Source organism: Dongia sp. (assembly GCF_041918875.1).
Lineage (GTDB): Bacteria > Pseudomonadota > Alphaproteobacteria > Dongiales > Dongiaceae > Dongia.
The window spans coordinates 157,855-175,033 of the sequence record NZ_JAYRUV010000008.1 but is presented as its reverse complement, the minus strand read 5'-3'; the positions used below and the strand labels follow the sequence as shown (position 1 = coordinate 175,033).

General features: G+C 62.1%; 20 protein-coding genes, 1 tRNA gene and 1 pseudogene. 6 read left to right on the top strand and 16 right to left on the bottom strand.

The window, feature by feature from the left end:
* Positions 1 to 164 precede the first annotated feature (164 nt).
* From ACE3TY_RS10630 to ACE3TY_RS10615, 4 genes are all read right to left on the bottom strand, one after another.
* A complete protein-coding gene (locus tag ACE3TY_RS10630; protein ID WP_374653003.1) occupies positions 165 to 1,736 on the bottom strand; it encodes a GMC family oxidoreductase in 1,572 nt (523 codons plus the stop codon).
* 17 nt (positions 1,737 to 1,753) lie between these two features.
* A complete protein-coding gene (locus ACE3TY_RS10625) occupies positions 1,754 to 2,275 on the bottom strand; it encodes a sugar dehydrogenase complex small subunit (RefSeq protein ID WP_374653002.1) in 522 nt (173 codons plus the stop codon).
* Between the two features lie 80 nt (positions 2,276 to 2,355).
* Positions 2,356 to 2,751, bottom strand: coding sequence for a VOC family protein (locus ACE3TY_RS10620; RefSeq protein ID WP_374653001.1), 396 nt, complete (start codon positions 2,749 to 2,751; stop codon positions 2,356 to 2,358).
* Between the two features lie 112 nt (positions 2,752 to 2,863).
* Positions 2,864 to 3,226 (bottom strand): ribbon-helix-helix domain-containing protein, encoded by a 363-nt coding sequence (locus tag ACE3TY_RS10615; RefSeq protein WP_374653000.1) that lies wholly within the window; start codon positions 3,224 to 3,226, stop codon positions 2,864 to 2,866.
* 244 nt (positions 3,227 to 3,470) lie between these two features.
* Between ACE3TY_RS10615 and ACE3TY_RS10610 the strand changes: the two genes are divergently transcribed.
* A tRNA-Ser gene (locus tag ACE3TY_RS10610) sits at positions 3,471 to 3,560 on the top strand.
* 238 nt (positions 3,561 to 3,798) lie between these two features.
* Here the strand turns inward: ACE3TY_RS10610 and ACE3TY_RS10605 are convergent.
* A pseudogene (locus ACE3TY_RS10605) lies at positions 3,799 to 4,551 on the bottom strand (alpha/beta hydrolase); the annotation flags it as partial.
* A gap of 248 nt (positions 4,552 to 4,799) precedes the next feature.
* Here ACE3TY_RS10605 and ACE3TY_RS10600 point away from each other — a divergent pair.
* Positions 4,800 to 5,627 (top strand): helix-turn-helix domain-containing protein, encoded by an 828-nt coding sequence (locus ACE3TY_RS10600; protein WP_374652999.1) that lies wholly within the window; start codon positions 4,800 to 4,802, stop codon positions 5,625 to 5,627.
* 84 nt (positions 5,628 to 5,711) lie between these two features.
* On the opposite strand, the gene ACE3TY_RS10595 is transcribed toward ACE3TY_RS10600, so the two are convergent.
* The 4 genes from ACE3TY_RS10595 to ACE3TY_RS10580 all read right to left on the bottom strand — a co-directional run bounded on the left by ACE3TY_RS10595 (position 5,712) and on the right by ACE3TY_RS10580 (position 7,208).
* Entirely contained in the window at positions 5,712 to 6,020 is a 309-nt protein-coding gene (locus ACE3TY_RS10595; RefSeq protein ID WP_374652998.1) for a HigA family addiction module antitoxin, read from the bottom strand.
* A gap of 8 nt (positions 6,021 to 6,028) precedes the next feature.
* A complete protein-coding gene (locus ACE3TY_RS10590; protein WP_374653036.1) occupies positions 6,029 to 6,142 on the bottom strand; it encodes a type II toxin-antitoxin system RelE/ParE family toxin in 114 nt (37 codons plus the stop codon).
* A 13-nt stretch (positions 6,143 to 6,155) separates the two neighbouring features.
* The gene (locus tag ACE3TY_RS10585) at positions 6,156 to 6,326 is read right to left on the bottom strand and encodes a type II toxin-antitoxin system RelE/ParE family toxin (RefSeq protein WP_374652997.1); all 171 of its coding nucleotides are present in this window, start codon (positions 6,324 to 6,326) and stop codon (positions 6,156 to 6,158) included.
* Positions 6,327 to 6,425: 99 nt separating this feature from the next.
* The gene (locus ACE3TY_RS10580) at positions 6,426 to 7,208 is read right to left on the bottom strand and encodes a TSUP family transporter (protein ID WP_374652996.1); all 783 of its coding nucleotides are present in this window, start codon (positions 7,206 to 7,208) and stop codon (positions 6,426 to 6,428) included.
* Positions 7,209 to 7,340: 132 nt separating this feature from the next.
* Here ACE3TY_RS10580 and ACE3TY_RS10575 point away from each other — a divergent pair, with 132 nt between their 5' ends.
* Together ACE3TY_RS10575 and chrA are read left to right on the top strand one after the other, a co-directional pair.
* Positions 7,341 to 7,643, top strand: coding sequence for a PadR family transcriptional regulator (locus ACE3TY_RS10575; RefSeq protein ID WP_374653035.1), 303 nt, complete (start codon positions 7,341 to 7,343; stop codon positions 7,641 to 7,643).
* Complete coding sequence (gene chrA / locus ACE3TY_RS10570) at positions 7,640 to 8,863, top strand: chromate efflux transporter (RefSeq protein ID WP_374652995.1); 1,224 nt, start codon at positions 7,640 to 7,642, stop codon at positions 8,861 to 8,863. The genes ACE3TY_RS10575 and chrA overlap by 4 nt, the downstream gene beginning before the upstream one ends.
* A 100-nt stretch (positions 8,864 to 8,963) precedes the next feature.
* Here the strand turns inward: chrA and ACE3TY_RS10565 are convergent, their stop codons facing one another.
* Positions 8,964 to 10,157 (bottom strand): MFS transporter, encoded by a 1,194-nt coding sequence (locus ACE3TY_RS10565; RefSeq protein WP_374652994.1) that lies wholly within the window; start codon positions 10,155 to 10,157, stop codon positions 8,964 to 8,966.
* Entirely contained in the window at positions 10,157 to 10,516 is a 360-nt protein-coding gene (locus ACE3TY_RS10560) for a DsrE/DsrF/TusD sulfur relay family protein (RefSeq protein WP_374652993.1), read from the bottom strand. Before ACE3TY_RS10560 ends, ACE3TY_RS10565 begins: the two co-directional genes overlap by 1 nt.
* Positions 10,517 to 10,592: 76 nt before the next feature.
* On the opposite strand from ACE3TY_RS10560, the gene ACE3TY_RS10555 reads away from it, so the two are divergent.
* Positions 10,593 to 11,261 (top strand): ArsR/SmtB family transcription factor, encoded by a 669-nt coding sequence (locus ACE3TY_RS10555; RefSeq protein WP_374652992.1) that lies wholly within the window; start codon positions 10,593 to 10,595, stop codon positions 11,259 to 11,261.
* A gap of 98 nt (positions 11,262 to 11,359) precedes the next feature.
* Here the strand turns inward: ACE3TY_RS10555 and ACE3TY_RS10550 are convergent, their stop codons facing one another.
* The 3 genes from ACE3TY_RS10550 to ACE3TY_RS10540 form a co-directional block, all read right to left on the bottom strand.
* Entirely contained in the window at positions 11,360 to 12,220 is an 861-nt protein-coding gene (locus tag ACE3TY_RS10550; RefSeq protein WP_374652991.1) for a helix-turn-helix transcriptional regulator, read from the bottom strand.
* Between the two features lie 103 nt (positions 12,221 to 12,323).
* Positions 12,324 to 13,055, bottom strand: coding sequence for a glutathione S-transferase family protein (locus ACE3TY_RS10545; protein WP_374652990.1), 732 nt, complete (start codon positions 13,053 to 13,055; stop codon positions 12,324 to 12,326).
* 145 nt (positions 13,056 to 13,200) lie between these two features.
* Positions 13,201 to 13,392: a hypothetical protein gene (locus tag ACE3TY_RS10540; protein WP_374652989.1), complete on the bottom strand. Its 192-nt coding sequence runs from the start codon at positions 13,390 to 13,392 to the stop codon at positions 13,201 to 13,203.
* 279 nt (positions 13,393 to 13,671) lie between these two features.
* On the opposite strand from ACE3TY_RS10540, the gene ACE3TY_RS10535 reads away from it, so the two are divergent.
* Entirely contained in the window at positions 13,672 to 15,606 is a 1,935-nt protein-coding gene (locus ACE3TY_RS10535) for a PAS domain-containing protein (RefSeq protein ID WP_374652988.1), read from the top strand.
* A gap of 9 nt (positions 15,607 to 15,615) precedes the next feature.
* Here the strand turns inward: ACE3TY_RS10535 and ACE3TY_RS10530 are convergent, their stop codons facing one another.
* A complete protein-coding gene (locus tag ACE3TY_RS10530) occupies positions 15,616 to 16,161 on the bottom strand; it encodes a PAS domain-containing protein (RefSeq protein ID WP_374652987.1) in 546 nt (181 codons plus the stop codon).
* 119 nt (positions 16,162 to 16,280) lie between these two features.
* Positions 16,281 to 17,165, bottom strand: a complete 885-nt coding sequence (locus tag ACE3TY_RS10525) for a sulfite oxidase heme-binding subunit YedZ (protein ID WP_374652986.1) — start codon at positions 17,163 to 17,165, stop codon at positions 16,281 to 16,283.
* Between the last annotated feature and the right edge of the window lie 14 nt (positions 17,166 to 17,179).

Sequence of the window (17,179 nt, the reverse complement as noted above, 5' to 3'; positions counted from 1 at the left end):
TAGTGGAAATTTGCGGTCCATAAATTATCCGCCCGGACTGGTTTAGGCAAGAACGGAAAGGGATTCTGTCCGGATTGCGGAACCCTGTCGAAAAAAAGACCGCCGCGGCGGGCCACGGCGGTCGACTCGAGTGACAGGTCCTGCGTGAGCGGCGGTATTGCGGCCTAGATCTCCTTCTTCTGCATCTGGTCGGCGATGAACTCCGCCTGCCGGATGGCCAGGGCCACGATCGTGAGAGTCGGGTTTTCCGCGCCGCCCGTCGTGAACTGGCTGCCGTCCGAGATGAACAGGTTCTTGATGTCGTGGGTCTGCCCGTGCTTGTTCACGACACCGTCCTTGGCCTCGGCGCTCATCCGGTTGGTGCCGAGATTGTGCGTCGACGGGTATGGTGGCGTGTGGATGGTCCGCTTGGCACCGACCGCGTCATAGAGCGCACTGCCCCGCCCGAAGGCATGTTCGCGCATGGCGATGTCGTTGGCGTGATCGTCGAAATGCACGTTGGGAATGGGCAGCCCATGGCCATCCTTCTCGCTCCCATGGAGCGTGATGCGGTTGGTCTCCTGCGGCATGTCCTCGCCGACCAGCCACATGCCGGCCATATGGTCGTAACCTTCCATCGCACTGGCGAAGCTCTTGCCCCAGCCGCCGGGATCTAGGAAGGCGGCCATGAACGGAATGCCCAGCGACAATGTTTCCATCTCATAGCCACCGACGAAGCCGCGGCTGGTGTCGAGCCGCGATTCATCGCGCACGATGCCGGCCATGGTGGTGCCGCGATACATATGCACGGGCTTATCGAAGATGGCATAGACCGAGCCGGTCATGTGCCGCATGTAGTTCTTGCCGACCTGGCCCGATGAATTGGCAAGACCGTCCGGGAACATCGCCGAGGCTGAATTGAGTAATAGGCGCGGGCTCTCGATCGAATTGCCGGCGACGCAGACGATACGCGCTTTCTGCACCTGCTGCTTGCCGTCCTTGTCGGCATAGAGCACGCCGGTCACCAGACCCCTGTCGTTATGCTCGATCTGCAACACCTGCGCATTCGGCCGCACTTCCAGGTGCCCGGTCTCCTCGCCCTTCGGGATCTCGGTATAGAGCGTCGACCATTTGGCACCCGATTTGCAGCCCTGGAAGCAGAAGCCGATCTGCTGGCACGAGCCGCGATTGTCGCGCGGCTCGGAATTGATCGCCATGTTGCCGGTATGGAACTCCTTGTAGCCGAGCTTCTTGGCACCGGCAGCGAGCACTTTGTAATTGTTGTTGCCAGGCAGGCGCGGAATGCCGTGCGTGCCGGTCACACCCATCTTGTCCTCGGCCCGGTCGTAATAGGGCTCCATCTCCTGGAGCGTGATCGGCCAGTCGAGGAGATTGGCGCCGGCGATGTTGCCATAGGTCTCCTTGGTCTTGAACTCATGCTCCTGGAAGCGCAGAGAAGCGCCCGCCCAATGCACGGTCGAGCCGCCGACCGCCTTCACGATCCAGGCCGGCAACCCGGCGAAATCCTTGGCGACGCGCCAGCTGCCCGACGTGGTGCGCTTGTCCAGCCACGAGATCTGGCCGAAACTGCCCCATTCGTCATTGACGAAATCCTCGATCTCGTGCCGGCCGCCGGCCTCGAGCACGACGACATTGATACCCTTCTGCGCCAGCTCATTGGCGACGGTGCCGCCACCGGCGCCCGAGCCCACCACGACGACGACGCTGGAATCATTGAGTTCGAACTTAGCTGCCATGATTCAGTCCCTCCCCTTCAGACCTGGTCCGGCCAGGTGATTTCGTCGAAGCCGCGATGGAGATAGCCACCGAGTTCGGCCGAAGGACCCTCATAGCCATAGATTTTCCAGACATCTGGATTGTTGTAGATGCCGGTGACGCATTCGCCGCGCACGGTCTGGAAGAAGGCGGTCGCATCGATCTTCTTCAGCGCCTCTTCGCGCTGATCGGCGTCGAGATCGCTCCATTTGGCGGCCTGAAGTTCGGCAACGCCCTTCTGCAGCGTCTCCTTCAGCGCCGGATCCTTGGCAGCCTTTTCATCGAGGCTGGCCACGACCTTGCCATAGATGGCGTCATCGAGCTTTTCATGCGGGTAGAGCGCCCGGGCCATCTCGACCAGTGTCGCCGCCTCGGCGGCGCTCACCGCCTGCGGCGTCAGCGCCCAGGCACCGTTGGGGCCGATCAGCATGCCGCCGGTAACGGTCAGCAGCGTGGAGCCGGCGATGATGGCGGACGTGCCGGCCAGGAAATGCCGGCGGTTCAGTTTGGCTTGCCTCATTTATTCCCTCCCAGGATTGAAGCCGCTTTTCGCGGTCATTCGGAATTCGGCGTGGCTATGTCTGATGGTTGGATATCTTGTCAGCGATAGCGTCCATGGCGCTGCAGCACCTCGATCTTGTAGCCGTCTGGATCGAGTACGAAGAAGAAGCGCGCCATCAGCGCGCCGTCGCGGTGAAATTCCTTGATCGGCAGCGGGCCGAGGCCCGCATCGCCGAAACGCCGATGTTCGGTATCGAGATTGTCGACGGCGACCGCGACATGGCCGTATCCGTCGCCATGCGTGTAGGCTTCCGCGCGGCCCTTGTTCCAGGTCAGCTCGATCTCGAAATCGTTCTCCGGATTGCGCAGATAGACCAGCGAGAAATCGTCGAAATCGTAGCGGTCGGCGGGCTTCAGCGCGAAGGCGCGGTCGTAGAAATCCAGCGACGCGTCAAGATCGCGCACGCGGATCATCGCATGGATTGCTTTGGCCATCGAGCTCCTCGATCCATTGGGCGATCGGGAGTCTAGGTCCGGCGGCGCGGCCGATGGTGTTAACCGATTACTACGCCGCGTTTTTTGCGCAGCAAAAAGGCGTTACGCTGCGTCAGGAGGCGACGGCGCCGAGTTCCTCCACGGCACCCGCCGGCTGCCCGGTGCCGCGGCCGCCGGTCAGCTCGTGCTTGGCCTGCGCCACCGGCTGCAGGCCCTGCTGGCGTTCGATATGGACGGCACAGGTGACCCGCAGCAGCGAGGTGAAATTGCCGACTTCGCCCCGGCGCTCCAGCACCTCGCCGTAAAGCGTGCTGATGAAGCGTGGCGTCGTCATGCCTTCATGCTCGGCAATCTGGTCGAGGATCGACCAGAACAGCGCCTCCAGCCGGATGCTGGTGCTGAACCCATCGAGGCGCACCGACCGCGTGACCGTCCGATAGACATCCGGATCCGTGCTGGCGAAAACCTGGCACATGTTCGTCCTCCCGTTCGAGCCGGCCCATTCCGGGCGTTTGGCAGGGCGCCCGTTGGATCGGGTGCATTGCCGCCCGCTTCAGCGGCAGTCAAGGCGCCGCCGGGGGCTTAGCCCCCACTCTAACTACCTCGCGCGGCAGCGCAATCGCTTCCTTATCCACCGCCCTTGATTTGCGGCGGCAGGACCGCTAAGCACCTCCCGGCGAGGCGCAAGGCCGCGTGCGGATGCGGTCTTGCGGCTCCGTGGAAGGGTGGCCGAGTGGTTTAAGGCTCCAGTCTTGAAAACTGGCGTGGGTGTAAGCTCACCGTGGGTTCGAATCCCACCCCTTCCGCCATACTCTCATTGTCCAGCCCGGAGACATGAGCTTGAACGACGGAATTTGGCGGCCAGTCGCTTGAGACCTCTGTCATCATGCCTGGCGGAAACTCGGCATCACGGTCCACCGCCCAGTGAACTGCAGTTCGGATACGCGTCAACGCCTCGTGGGCCGAGCGCTGCATGCTGTCCAGTAGTTGAAAATCGTGCGGCATGTTGGGCCAGACATCGAGCAGGACTCTTGCACCATTCTGCGCCTGATTTCTCGCGAATTCCCTGACCATGTCGCACAGGATTTCCCGTCCGCCCGCCTGCAAATAGAGCGGCGCAAGGCCATTGAAATTGTACGATATGGGAGAAAGCGCATCGCGTCCGTAGCGCGTCCCAGGATCGAGCCACTCGCCAAAGCGCAGCGCCATCCAACCTTGCACCATGTCGTATCTGTCATTGCCGTGCAGGCTGGCGCCTCTGTCGCCTATGTCGGTCCACGGGCACAATCCGATGCCAAGGGCTGGCTGCGATTGCCCCGCTTCTCTCAAGCTCAGCAGCAATGACAGCATCATATGCCCGCCCGCACTGTCACCGATGACGACGATGCGTTCGGGGACTTCTTTTGCGGCGATGAAAGACCATGCGGCCATCGCGTCCTCCGCCTGCGCCGGATGCGGGTGTTCGGGAGTGAAGCGGTAGTCGGGCACAAAGACCGGCGCAGCGATATGATGTGCAAGCATGGCAGCGAATCGGCGGCTCATCGCGCCGTGAAACGAATACCCGCCGCCGTGCAGATAGAGGATCGTAGCGGTGCTGGCGCGACGATGGGGGACATACCATGCGCCTTTCGGCGTCGTTTCACTGTGGCAATCGACGGCATAGATGTCGGGAGTTTCAGTCTGCAAGCTGTCAAGGATTAACCGCCCGGTCCCAATGTCGCTCGCGGTCAGCGCACGGGTGAATTGCCGCCGCCAGAACCGAACCCCGATTTCCAGATTGGCGTCCCATGTCGGTTCCATACGTCGACCAAAGAGCCGACGGGCGTATGTGGACAGGGCGATCCGGTACAAGGCCAGAAAGCTAGAAATGCGAAGGGGCACTGGCCCCTCGAATTTGATACCAGGCATTCGCTACCCCTTGCGATTTCTTGCAATTGCGGTTTGGCCTTTCCGCTGCTGCCGGGATAGAATAATCGCGACAGTTCCATGAGGTTTCCTTGTCAAAGTCGTCTTTTCTGCTCTTGCCGCGGCGGTCACTGACTCGTTGCGTGTTTGCGGCGATTGTCCGCGATACGCGCGGATGCGCGCTAAGTGATGCTGAGCGCTTCAATCACTTTCCGGCTTCGCCGCTGGTTGCAGTGACTTACGTGATCGAGGGCGAAACGCGGCTGGTTCCTGCCGGCGGCGGGTTGGTGGAAGCCAAACTGATGCCGGCCCTTGCTCCCGTAACGGTTGCTGGCCCCTACAGCGCGCCGCTAACAAGCTGGAATCCCGGTGCAGTATTCGCAATCTCCATCGGCTTTTTCCCAGACGCCTGGTCAAGGCTCACCGGCACTACCGCTCTGGCGATTGCCAATAAAACGGTCTCGAACGTGCCTAAACCGCTGGCCGGTATGCCAACACCGCGCGCTGGCGACCGGGACATTGCAGCCTTCTGGGAGGGGTTCTGCGATGCCCTTGAGCCGGATTGGCAAATGGCCCGGCGCGGCAGCGGTATGCGAGACTCGCGAGGCGCAAACAACATCGCAGACTGGGCAAATTCACTCATTGCTCGCGCCGCGATCTCAGGTGCGGGCCTCAGTCTGCGCGCAGCCCAACGTCGGCTGAGACGCTGGGCTGGTCAAAGCAAGCAGTCTCTGGCGTTCTATGCGAACGTCGAAAACTTGCATCGACTGGCCGTCCAGAATGAACCTGGGCAACTTGCCGGGATTGCCCATGATGCCGGCTTCTCCGACCAATCGCACATGGGGCGGACAGTGCGCCGTGCGACAGGATTTTCCCCTGCTCTCCTGAACCGGAAGATCGCAACGGACGAATCTTTCTGGTGCTATCGCCTGATGGGAGAGCGGTTCTCGAGGGCAATAGCGAAAACGTAGTGCTCATCGTTATCGGTCGCGGCCCGCCATTTCAGTCCTATCCGGCCCGGAGACATGGGTAACAGGTCGTACCGGAGACAAAGATCACGCCGCCGTACCGAGCGGCGTCGCGCGTTCGATTCGCTCGCGCTCGCGGGGACTGTTCATCGCCTTCCACAGATCGCTGCGGCGCTGCACGTTCAGCCAGAAGTCCGGACTGTTGCCAAAGACGCGCGCGAGAATGAGCGCCGTCGCCGCCGTCACGGTCCGGCGGCTATTGCACAGCTCATTGACGTGCTTGCGCTGAACGCCCATCGCCTCGGCCAGCGCGGCCTGGGTCAACGCCATTGGCTGCATAAACTCCTCGACCAGGATTTCGCCGACCGTGGCCGGCTTGCGCTTCGTCATCAGCATGGTTCGCCTCATCTATAGCTGTGGTCGTCGAGATAGACGCTTTCTGCCTCGCCGCGGCTGCCGTCCCACCGGAAGACCAGCCGCCATTGGCTGTTGACGCGGATCGAGTGGAATCCCGCCAGATTGCCGCGCAGCTTATCGAAGTGATTGCTGGGGGGGCACTCGCAAGTCCTGATCGCTCGTCGCGTCGTCGATCATCTGGAGCTTGCGAAAGAGCCGGCTTTCAAGGTCGAACGGGATGTATCGCGACCGCGTGTCCTCGACGAAGAACACGCGCAGCCACTCGTCTCGAAAGCTCATGATCATACGGCGGCTCCGATCATGTGTCTATGTACCACTCATAGGTACAAAATGCAACTTTCGAAGCCTATGGGCAGCGGGTGGCGCCTGCGCCCCGATCCCGCCCTAGATAAGGCCCGACACCAGTCCTGCGCCGATCAGCAACATCGCCACGGCCACGATGGCCTGCACGAGCTGCAGCGTGACTTTTTTGAGGATGCGCTTGCCAGCGAACGATCCGATGAACGCGCAGACCGTGCCGACGGCGACCGGCGCAAGCAGCTCTTGCGACCTGGTGAAGTGCTCCGCCATGACGCCCGTTCCGTAAGTGATCAACCGCACCGCATCGACGACGACCGCCGAGACGACGCCCGTCGCGACGAAGGCCTCCTTCGAGAGGCCGGCTCTCAGCAGGAAAGCGGAACGCAACGCCCCCTGATTGCCGGAGAGGCCGCCGAAGAATCCCGATAGCAGGCCTCCCAGCGGCAGCCAGCGCGGCGGGAACGCCAGAGTGCGGAAACGCGGCAACAGTTCAAGAACGGCGAAGATGACGATCAGCGTGCCGATGACGGCCTTGACGGCCGTAATCTCGTAGGCCGACCCGCCGAGTGTGTAGCCTGCGACGATCGGCATCCTGTCGAACCAGGTCAGCAGGCTCGCACCGGCGATTGCCGCGACGGCCGCGGGAATTCCGAACCGAGCCACCGCCGGCCAATCGGCCTGCCGCGCCATCAGGCCGAACTTGAAGACGTTGTTGGCGAGATGCACGACCGCGGTTGCCGCGATTGCCAGCGGCACCGGGAAGAACAAGGCGAAGACCGGCATCAGGATGGTTCCCAGGCCGAAACCGGAGAAAAGTGTGATGCCGGCGGTCAGCAGCGCCACGATGCCGATCAGAAAGAGCTCCATGTGGTTGCCTTTTCTTTGTAATCGCTTTTCGCTATCGTAAATCGATATTATGGACCGATCGCACGGCGAATCAAGAAGGCAGGCGGCATGACAGGGAACCGGCCGGAGCGCGCGGCGGTAGAGAAGAAGCCGATGGAGCATCACGACCTGCTCGCGGGGCTGGTTCGCCTGCATGTTCTCCACCACGCGGCCGAGCAGGAGATTTATGGCCAATGGATGATCGACGAACTGGCGCACCATGGCTATCGCCTGTCTGCGGGCACCCTCTATCCGATGCTGCATAAAATGGCGCGCGACGGGTATCTCACCTCGCGGGAGGCACGCGACGGCCGCACGGTGCGCAAGCTCTATTCGATCACCGACAAGGGACGCGACGGCCTTGCCCTGGCCAAGGAGCGCATCCGTGAATTTACCGGAGAGGCGATGAAACGATGACGGATACCACGACCGGCCACCATGAAATCAAAACCGGCGGTGGCTCGGCTGGCGAGGTCTTCGCGACCTTTCTCAAGCTCGGCCTCACCTCCTTCGGCGGACCGATTGCCCATCTTGGATATTTTCGCGACGAGCTGGTGTTGCGGCGCAAATGGATGGACGAAAACGGCTATGCCGACCTTGTTGCGCTGAGCCAGTTCCTGCCTGGCCCGGCGTCGAGCCAGGTAGGGTTTGCACTGGGGTTGCTGCGCGGCGGACCGCTCGGGGCGCTTGCCGCCTGGGCGGCCTTTACCCTGCCCTCGGCTATCGTCCTCGTTCTCTTTGCCTATGGTGCGGCGGCGTTCGGCGGGCCGGTCGGCAGCGGCATCGTCACCGGCCTCAAGATCGTTGCCGTCGCGATCGTGGCGCAGGCGGTCTGGGGCATGGCAAGGAACCTGTGCCCGGACCGCGCGCGGGCCACCATTGCCCTGGCTGCCGTGCTGATCGTCGTTCTCCTCGCGGGCGCGATCGGGCAGGTGGCGGCAATCGCCACCGGCGCGGCGGCGGGCCTTTTCCTCTGCCGCAACCGTCACGAGGCGATCACCAGGCACATCGACTTTCCCGTCTCGCGGATGTTCGGGGCGGTTTCGCTGGTCCTTTTTTTCGCCTTGCTGTTCGGGCTGCCCGTCATCGCCGCGGCCGCATCTTCTCAAGGGCTTTCTGTCTTCGATGCGTTCTATCGCGCGGGCGCGCTGGTCTTCGGCGGCGGGCATGTCGTGCTGCCGCTTCTCGAAGCGGAGGTGGTGCGAAGCGGCTGGGTCAGCCACGACCAGTTTCTTACCGGCTACGGGGCGGCGCAGGCCGTGCCGGGGCCCCTCTTCACCTTCGCTGCCTATCTGGGAACCGTGCTGGGACCGAAGCCCGATGGCCTCATCGGCGCCGGGATTGCCCTGATTGCCGTCTTCCTGCCGGGATTCCTGATCTTGCTCGGCATCATCCCGTTCTGGGATGGGTTCCGCAAGCGGGAAAGCGCCCAAGCGCTGATGCGTGGCGCCAATGCCGCCGTCGTCGGCATCCTCGGTGCTGCGCTCTACGATCCGGTGTTCACAAGTGCCATCGTCGGCCCCCGCCAGTTTGCCTTGGCGCTGTCATGCTTCGTGCTGTTGATGGCGTGGAAGGCGCCGCCATGGCTCGTCGTGCTCGTCGCTGCTGCGGGCGGCGTGCTGATCGGCACAGTCTGACGGCTAAGGCAGACATGGCTCCTATCCGGTCATCGTTGCGCATGGTCCGCCGGTTGCCATCGATGGTGCTGCGAAAAATACGGTGCCCTTGCGCCCGGTTTCAATCGATAGGCACCGGCGTGAGGCGCCGCCGCCAGCCGAGCCAGGCCAGAGCGAGTGCGGTGAGTGCAAGCCACGGCAGGAGAAGCATATTGAGCGCCTGCCAGCCGAAGACTTCCAGCAGTGCCGCCGCGCTGAAGGAGCAGGCAAGGCCGACAGCAAAGAGGGTCATGTCGTTGGTCGCCTGGGCGCGGCCCTTCTCGGCGCTGGTATAGGTGGTCGTGAGCAGCGTCGTGCCGCCGATATAGAGGAAGTTCCAGCCCACGCCAAGCAGGCTCAGAGCGCCGGCGAAGGAGCCAAAGCCGTCGCCCGTGAGAGTCATGAGCACATGTCCGCCCAGCAGCGCGACGCCTGCCAGCATGATGCGCAGCACACCGAAGCGCGCGATCAGCGAGCCGGTGAAAAAGGACGGCAGGAACATGCCGAGCACATGGAGTTGGATGGCGTTCGCCGCAGCGGACAGGTCATGATTGTGGTGGACCATGGCGATCGGCGTCGCTGTCATCGCGAGAATCATGACGCCGTAGCCGGTCGCCGCGCCGAACAGGGCGACGAGATAGGCGGGTTGCGACACGATGGCCTGCCAGGATCGTCCTCGCGCCACGATGCCCGACTCTGCCTTGGGAGTAGAAACACGCAGACCGAGAAGCACGCCGGCGCCAGCCATGGAGACGAGTGCAAGCAGAAGGAAGGAGCCGACATATTGCGGCTCGAACAGAGGTCCCCCCAGGCGGCCGAGCATAGGCCCGGCAAGCGCTGCGACGATACCGCCGGCAAGGACCAGCGAGATGGCCCGCGGCCGGAACGCTCCATCCGCCACTTCGCTGGCGGCAAAGCGGTAGAATTGCGCGAACGCTTGATAGACGCCGACGAGGAAGGTGCCGAGAGACAGTATCGCGAGTGCGCCGAACCAGATTCCGGCAGCCGCGATCAGTCCGCCCGCCACCCCAAGCACCGCGCCCGCCAGGAAGCCCGCCCGCCGACCGGTCCGCGCCATCCACATGGAAGCGGGAAAGGTGGCGACAGCGGTTCCAAGGAACATCGCCGCGATCGGCATCGTTGCCAATTCCGGCCGCGGCGCAATCAGTCCGCCGGCGAGACCGCCTATCGTCATGACGAGAACGGATGCCGTCTGAAACAATGCCTGGGCGCTGGCGAGAAGAAGCACCTGCCGGTGCATGGAACTGCGCAGCATCAGAACACCAGGACCTTGTCTGCAGCGATCGTGGCTCCGGCCAATTCGTCCATCGTGCTGCGGCGCGCACCGGGCACAACCTCCGCTTCGGACATGCCGCGTGCGTCCATGCATGTGCCGCACAGCAGAACCTCGCCCTTTCCGGCAATCACCCGCTTCAGCATACGCTCCATGTTGTAATAGCCTTCCGGCGTCTTCTGGCCGGCTTTCGCGGCGACAACCGCATCGGCCATCAGGAACACGGTGACTTGGGTCGCCGGGTCGGCTTTTATCAACGTACTGGCAAGTCTGAGAGCATTGTAGTCCCGCTCGGTTCCATAAGGTGGGTCATTGAGGATGAACAGGGTTTTCGCGGACACGGGCTTGCTCCTCCGGGTCGGTTGTGGTATTAACATTCAATCAATCTGCTGAATGATTGCAATATAAGAGAAGGTCGTGTCAACCATCAGTTTGAAGCAGGCGATCTATTCGAGCCTTGCCGAGGTGGCACAAGCGATCGGCCATCCGCATCGGCTTGAACTGATCGAACACTTGGCGCAAGGGCGTCGCAGCGTGGAGGAGCTTGCCGGGCTCGCCGGCCTCACCTTCGCCAACACATCGCGACACCTGCAGATTTTGCGAAGGGGCCGTCTTGTTGAAACGGAGCGCCGGGGCAAGCACGTGCTGTACAGCTTGGCAAGCGAAACCGAGACGGTGGGACTGCTCAAGGCGCTCGGTAGTGTCGGCGAGCGCAATGTCGCCGAAGTGCGTCAGATCATGACCGACTATTTTGGCGCGCGCGACGCACTGGCACCTGTGTCGCGGGAGGAACTCATGTTACGCCTGCGGGACGGGATGGTGACGCTTCTCGATCTGCGCCCGGAAGACGAGTTCGCCCTTGGCCATCTCCCAGGCGCGCTCAACATGCCGCTCGGCGATCTGGAGAGGCGCCTGTCCGAGCTTCCGAAGGACAGGGAGATCGTCGCCTACTGCCGCGGGCCGTATTGCATCCTCTCCTTCGAGGCGGTCGCCGCGTTGCGCGCCAGGGGCTACAGGATTCGAAGACTTGAAGATGGCTTTCCAGAATGGAAGGCGGCTGGCCTCGCAGTCGAAGCTGCCGCGTGATGGAACGGATACCCTTCCGCCGAATATTGAATAGGGTCTCGCGCTGAGCGCGAATGACGTCATTCACGTATCTCCTGGCGGATCAAGTCCGATTCTATTCATTGATCTCTATCGGATCGTTCTTGCCCGGGGTAGTTGCGCGCATGCCCTCTGATAGCTGTGGGCGGAAATCCAAATCGCTCCCGAAACCGGATGGCAAATCGGGATGGTGACTCATACCCGACCTCGCGCGCTATGTGATTGACTGCTTGCTCAGTAGACTGCAGCAGCAACATGGCAAAGGACATGCGGACGTCCGAAAGGAGATAGCCAAGGGTTGTTCCTTCGGCGGCCAGACGTCTTCGTAGCGTCGCCTCACTCATGGCGAGATGTCGCGCCACGCTTGCTGCCGTCCACCGCTCGGTGAGAGAAGTCTCGAAAAGCCTCCGTACCTTCAGCGCGATGGACGAATTTTCCGCGGCAGGGAAATGAACTCGGCGAAGAGACAGCCATATCAGAACCTCAGCGAGCCTGTGTTCCGCGATATCATCTGGAATGCGCTGCTGCTCGGATATTGCTTCGAGAGCGCGATCGAAGGCGGAGGAAAAGTGCGGATCGATCTTCCCGAGGGCAACTGCCCCGGTCAGGGCACGCGCATTGCCCGCGCTCTGTTCGAAGCGCTCAATGATCGTCTCGTCCCAGACGAGCCACCGCGCCTCGTAGACGCCTTTGTCGGACAATCGGTTGGTTACATCGAAGGTCTGTCCGCCTGCGATCGCGATGGCCTCCCCACCTCTGACGGACCATTGCCCTCTGGCGGACCGAAGGCTCTTGGTCCCGTGGCGCAGTACTATCAGCACCGGGCGATCGATGACGATCCGGCTGAACCGCAATTCGCTATGTTGGACGACACGAGCGGCGAACCCGATCCGGGGCCGAGCCAGAAGGCCGCTGCTCTTGTCGTCCGCCTTTGCGCTCATGGAACCATCGTTAAGCATTTCTGCAGAATAGCCATTCAGATTGTTTGTCGCACCTGCTTGATAGCGGATCGGCTCAGGCCGCTTGGCATGGCGAACCGGATCATCAAGTCAGCGGCAACTCAAAGCCCGGGTCGGCTTTTTTCATAGCACGTTGGAAAGCCGGGCGGGCCGCTATGCGCTGCAGATACGCGCGGATGTGAACATATGGACCGATGTCTCGCTTCGAGAAGGCCCGCATGGTGGTCAATGGAAAGAGCATCATGATATCCGCCACCGTGAATGCATCTCCAGCCAGAAACAGTGTGTTTCCAAGCCTCTCATCGATCAAATCATACGCCCGATCCAGGCGTGCGCTGAGCGCCGCCACGACCGCATCCTCATTTCCGACCCGGCTGGCAATCGAATTGACCATGGCGGCAGGCATGAACGATCCATTTGCGAAGTGAAACCAGAACAGGAACTCGGGATAGTTGGGCGAACCGCGCCGAACCAGAAAGCGACCGTTGCCGTGCATTTCTGCGATGTATTCGACAATTGCGGCAGATTCACCCAGGACGACCTCGCCATCGCTGATCACTGGCGCCGTTCCGAACGGCGTGAGTGCGCGATAATCAGGCGGCGCAAGCCGAGTCTTTGGATCGCGTTCGTAGCGCCTGAGTTCATAATCGATCCCAAGCTCCTCACAGAGCCATACAATTCGGTCGGATTGCGAGAGCCCCAGGTGATGTATGATCAGCATTTCAAGAGCCTCCATTTTCAATTGCCTCTTACGAATAGGGCATTCCTGAAGAGTTGGTGGCGCTGGGTTGATCGAATTCGGTGCCGATCTGCTCATCTGTTGCACCAACCGGCGGCTCGGTGACGGATCGGCCGCCGACGTGAACGTCCGGGTCGCAACATGACCTAAGCACCGGAACCGGCCACGGGCAGAAAATCGGCGGAGCAGACGCAGACATGCCCCTGCTCCGCCCGATCGCTGCTCAGCCCTTGCGCGCCGCGACGCGACGCAGCCTGGCGCTGAGGCGGTCTATGCCGTCGGCAACGTCAAGGAGGACCCGTCTGTCTTTCGTGCGCCGAACCAGGCTGATCGACACTTCAAAGACCGTCCAGATGATCTCGCGCCGAATCTGCGCGACTTCTGCGGAGGTCCGTTCCAGGCGACGATAGCTCATGCTCATCTCCATCCAGATGCCGGGATTGCCCCGGTGGCACCGCCAGCGCGGACTGGCGGCGGCTTATCATCGAGATGGATCGGCGGTGGATGACGATCCGGCCTGCTGGTACGGGGACGATGCCACTGGGTCTTTCTACCTCATTAGGAAAATCCACCCGAATCCATCACAGCAGCCAACTTTTGCGCCGCTTGGGGGTTAGCTGTTGCAGGGACCGACAGACTGGTGCTTGCTATCTGCGCCAGACTTTAATCCAATAGTGTAAGTGAGCCACAACTGATGACGATTGCGATGGCCGAACCCAGGAACGACAGTTATTTCATCAATTTGCTTGGCGGCGTCATCGCCTCTCAGTCGAACGAGACCGTGATCGTTACCGACCCGGATATCGACAATCCGCTGGGTCCGGTGATCCAATTCGCCACGGCCGCAGTCGAACGCACATCTGGCTATACACCGCGCGAACTTGTCGGCCGCCGTCTAGGAACGCTTTTCGCGGCCGACAAGTTCGTGGCGGTGCTCGAGATGCTGCGCGAGGTTGCGGCGTCCAAGCAGGCCGTCATCGTCGACCAGGAAGCGCGCCATCGTACCGGCCGCGGACACTGGCTCGAACTCAGCACCTCGCCGGTTTTCGACGATGCCGGCAAGCTCATCCATTTCGTTCGCGTCGGGCGCGACATCTCGGCGCGCAAGACGGCCGAACTTGGCCGTGAATCGACGCAGCGCCTGCTGGCCTCCGTCTTCGGCGTGATCAACGAACCGCTCGCCGTCGCCGACAGCGCCGGCAAGGTGGTGATGGCTAACACGGCCGTGACCCGCCGTCTCGGCTGGAGCATTTTCGACCTGATGGGCAAGCCCGTTCTCAATTGCCTGGCCGAGGCCGACCGCCCGAGCCTGGACGGGATGATGACCAGCGCTTCCGCCCTCGACCAGACGCGCCAGTTGAAATGCTTCCTGGAAGTAAAAGGCAAGCAGCCGGTTGCTGGCGAGGTCGAACTGACCAGCATCCGGCAGCAGGACGGAAATCTCTATCACGTCCTCACCTTGCGCCTCGGCGCGTCCAAGGACGCGGTGGATAAAGATTGGACCTTTGAACTTGCCGTCCGCCAGGCTTTGAGTTCGGGTAATCAGGATCCGTCCGTGGTGGCCGGGAAACTGCAGCTCGTCGGTCTTGAAGCCATCAAGGAATCCTTGGGCGACAAATGGCAGGCCCTGGCGGAGCGGGCGCACAGCCTGGCAGAGCGGACGATTCAGAACCATCTGCGGCATGGCGATATCTTCAGGCGCACCAAGGATGACGGCTATCTGGTCCTGTTCTCGCATTTGTCCGCCACCGAAGCGCAGTTCAAGGCCAACGCCATCGCCGCCGAAATCAAGGAAAAGCTCCTGGGCGAGATGCCGGAACTGGCGGAAGCGCGCGTCGCGGCCTTCTCATCCACCGTCCCGGTGGAGCAATCGGAGACGAAGAACGAGGAGACGATCGTTCAGTCGATCGAGCGCCGTTTGAAGGCGGAACGCAACCGCGTCGAAAAAGAGGCCCGGGACGCATTGACGCATGGCTTGCGCAGTATGCGGGCGATCAGTGCGCCAGTGCTGAACGTCGAAGGAAAGCCGACACCCATCACCACCATCCATCTTCCCAAGAGCCTGCGCGAGGCCGTGCAATCGCTGCATTCGCTGGGCGAGATCGGCTACGAGCTGGAGGCGCAGACTTTTCTGCTGGCCGGCGCTGCGGAGCAAGTCCTTGCCGGCTTGGGCCATGGGGCAGGCAAAATCATCCTCACTCAGGTCAGCGCGGAAACGCTGGCCAACGCCCGCATGTCGGAAGCCTGGCTCAAGGTCGCGCGCACTCTGGGCGATGCAGCGAAGAGCCAGATCGTCGTCGAACTGCGCGATATTCCGGCAGACGTTGCAGCGACGCGCCTGACGGACCTCACCATGCGCCTCTCCTCGCTGTTCAAGTCGGTTGCTTTCGAGCTACCCACCGTTGATTCCGCTTTTCTCGGCAAATTGCCGATGTCGACGAAGCTGGCAACGATCACGCTTGCCAAGATTCCATGGTCCAGCACCGGCGAGCCGTCGCCGGCATTCTGCAAGATAGTCAAGTCGCTTGATCTGCGGCAGCGCAGGCTTATCGTGCGCGAGATCGCGTCGCCCGCCAAACGGATGGCCCTTGGCAAGATCGGGGTGACGCTGTTTGCGCCGCCTGAATGAGGATCTGGTTCACACGGAAGGACTCAGAATCCGGGCCAGGGGAAACTCGATGTGCATCTCCTCGAACTTGTCCCAGAACGGCTGCGCATCGCTTGAAAGATAGATCGCCCCCAATACCCCGCTGGCACGCTGTCCATCCTCCGAGATGGGCATGTTGAGGCGTGCGTAGGCCAGGTAATCCTTGGTGTAGGATGTCATGTGGTCGTGCGTATAGGCGACGACCCGTTCGCTGACGATGCGGTGTGTCTCCGCGCTGGTGCGGTCGAACTCGGCTTGGCGCTCAGGCCTCACCTGCTGCGCGCGGATTTCGGCGCGCGTTCGCCCGCCGGGCTCGAAGCCGAACGCCTGGACGATGCGGCTACCGGCCAGCCGATAGCGCAGATCGTCCGGCGTGGCACCGGCATCGAGGAGATAAAGATGCGGCAGGAACTGACGCAGTTCGCCCGGATCGATCTCGCGCCGGCGCGGCAGCGCACCGCCAACCGACAGGCCACGCCAATAGCGGAAAATAGTGCGCAATGCCGGGTGGAGGATGACGGAGTCGTCGAACGACATCACGGTCTCGACGCTTCGATTGGGGTCGTGACGGCAATGCGGGCCACGGGTCTTGCTCGACGAAAAGGGACAACGATACGACTAACATAACCGCCGCGCCCGGATGAATGAAGCCGAATTCAGGCCGCGACCGTCGCCCGCTTCGCCGCTGCCCGGTGCGGCGACCACAGCCGGTCCGCCACCAGTTTCAGGAGCATGACGGCGACCCCCGCCGCCAGCACCCACCAGAACGGCCGCACATGGCGAAAGTCGAAGCTCGCCGCCAGGATGCGCCTTGCGCCGATACCGGTTGCAAATTCATACCACGCCGCCTCGCCCAGCAGCGTCACGCCAGCCGCCACCGCCGCCAGCACCACCAAGTGCCACGCATTCGGTGATCTCTCGCCGTTCCAGCGATAGGCCAGGCGATAGAGCATCAGCCAGATGAAGAAACCGCTCATCAGCAACGGCTCGGCGACATTGATCTTCGACTGCATGAAAAAATGCGCGAGACCGATCGCCGTCAGCGGATAGACGAGATAATGCAGGCGCTGCCACTTCCTGCCGCCCAGCCGCCGCATCGCGCCGTCGGTCGAAGTCAGCGCCAGAATAGCGAGGCCGGCCAGCGCGACGAAGCCGATGGTCAGATAGATGCGCAGCGCGATCTCGCTGGCGACGAAGAGCAGGCGGTAATTCTGCTGCACGATGTAGAGCGTGAAGTGGATTGCGACATAGGCAAAAGCCGTGACGCCCAGCATGCGCCGCAATGTGACGAGGCGCGGCCAGCCGCCGATGCGGCGCATCGGTGTCACGCTGAGCGTGATCAGCAGGAAGCGCACCGACCATAGGCCGACGAGTTGCAAGGCTGCCGTCACCGGCATCGCATTCGCGCCCAGCGCACCTGGCGCCGGCGTCTTGCCCGCAGCCCAGATGAAGGCCGCCCACAATCCCGGCAGCAGGACGCCGATGAACACACTCAGTTTCAGCCAGGACAGTTGGCCGGATCGATCGCACCATGGATACAAGATGGAACTCCTCC

Bases quoted from the DNA above. Each gene is read 5' to 3' on its own strand.
- ACE3TY_RS10530 (WP_374652987.1), bottom strand. From the start codon at position 16,161: ATGTCGTTCGACGACTCCGTCATCCTCCACCCGGCATTGCGCACTATT.
- ACE3TY_RS10615 (WP_374653000.1), bottom strand. From the start codon at position 3,226: ATGTGCCAGGTTTTCGCCAGCACGGATCCGGATGTCTATCGGACGGTC.
- ACE3TY_RS10630 (WP_374653003.1), bottom strand. From the start codon at position 1,736: ATGGCAGCTAAGTTCGAACTCAATGATTCCAGCGTCGTCGTCGTGGTG.
- ACE3TY_RS10580 (WP_374652996.1), bottom strand. From the start codon at position 7,208: ATGGAGCTCTTTCTGATCGGCATCGTGGCGCTGCTGACCGCCGGCATC.
- ACE3TY_RS10545 (WP_374652990.1), bottom strand. From the start codon at position 13,055: ATGAGCAGATCGGCACCGAATTCGATCAACCCAGCGCCACCAACTCTT.
- ACE3TY_RS10625 (WP_374653002.1), bottom strand. From the start codon at position 2,275: ATGAGGCAAGCCAAACTGAACCGCCGGCATTTCCTGGCCGGCACGTCC.
- ACE3TY_RS10620 (WP_374653001.1), bottom strand. From the start codon at position 2,751: ATGGCCAAAGCAATCCATGCGATGATCCGCGTGCGCGATCTTGACGCG.
- ACE3TY_RS10565 (WP_374652994.1), bottom strand. From the start codon at position 10,157: ATGCTGCGCAGTTCCATGCACCGGCAGGTGCTTCTTCTCGCCAGCGCC.
- ACE3TY_RS10595 (WP_374652998.1), bottom strand. From the start codon at position 6,020: ATGCTGATGACGAAGCGCAAGCCGGCCACGGTCGGCGAAATCCTGGTC.
- ACE3TY_RS10550 (WP_374652991.1), bottom strand. From the start codon at position 12,220: ATGAGCGCAAAGGCGGACGACAAGAGCAGCGGCCTTCTGGCTCGGCCC.
- chrA (WP_374652995.1), top strand. From the start codon at position 7,640: ATGACGGATACCACGACCGGCCACCATGAAATCAAAACCGGCGGTGGC.
- ACE3TY_RS10585 (WP_374652997.1), bottom strand. From the start codon at position 6,326: ATGATCATGAGCTTTCGAGACGAGTGGCTGCGCGTGTTCTTCGTCGAG.
- ACE3TY_RS10535 (WP_374652988.1), top strand. From the start codon at position 13,672: ATGACGATTGCGATGGCCGAACCCAGGAACGACAGTTATTTCATCAAT.
- ACE3TY_RS10540 (WP_374652989.1), bottom strand. From the start codon at position 13,392: ATGAGCTATCGTCGCCTGGAACGGACCTCCGCAGAAGTCGCGCAGATT.
- ACE3TY_RS10575 (WP_374653035.1), top strand. From the start codon at position 7,341: ATGGAGCATCACGACCTGCTCGCGGGGCTGGTTCGCCTGCATGTTCTC.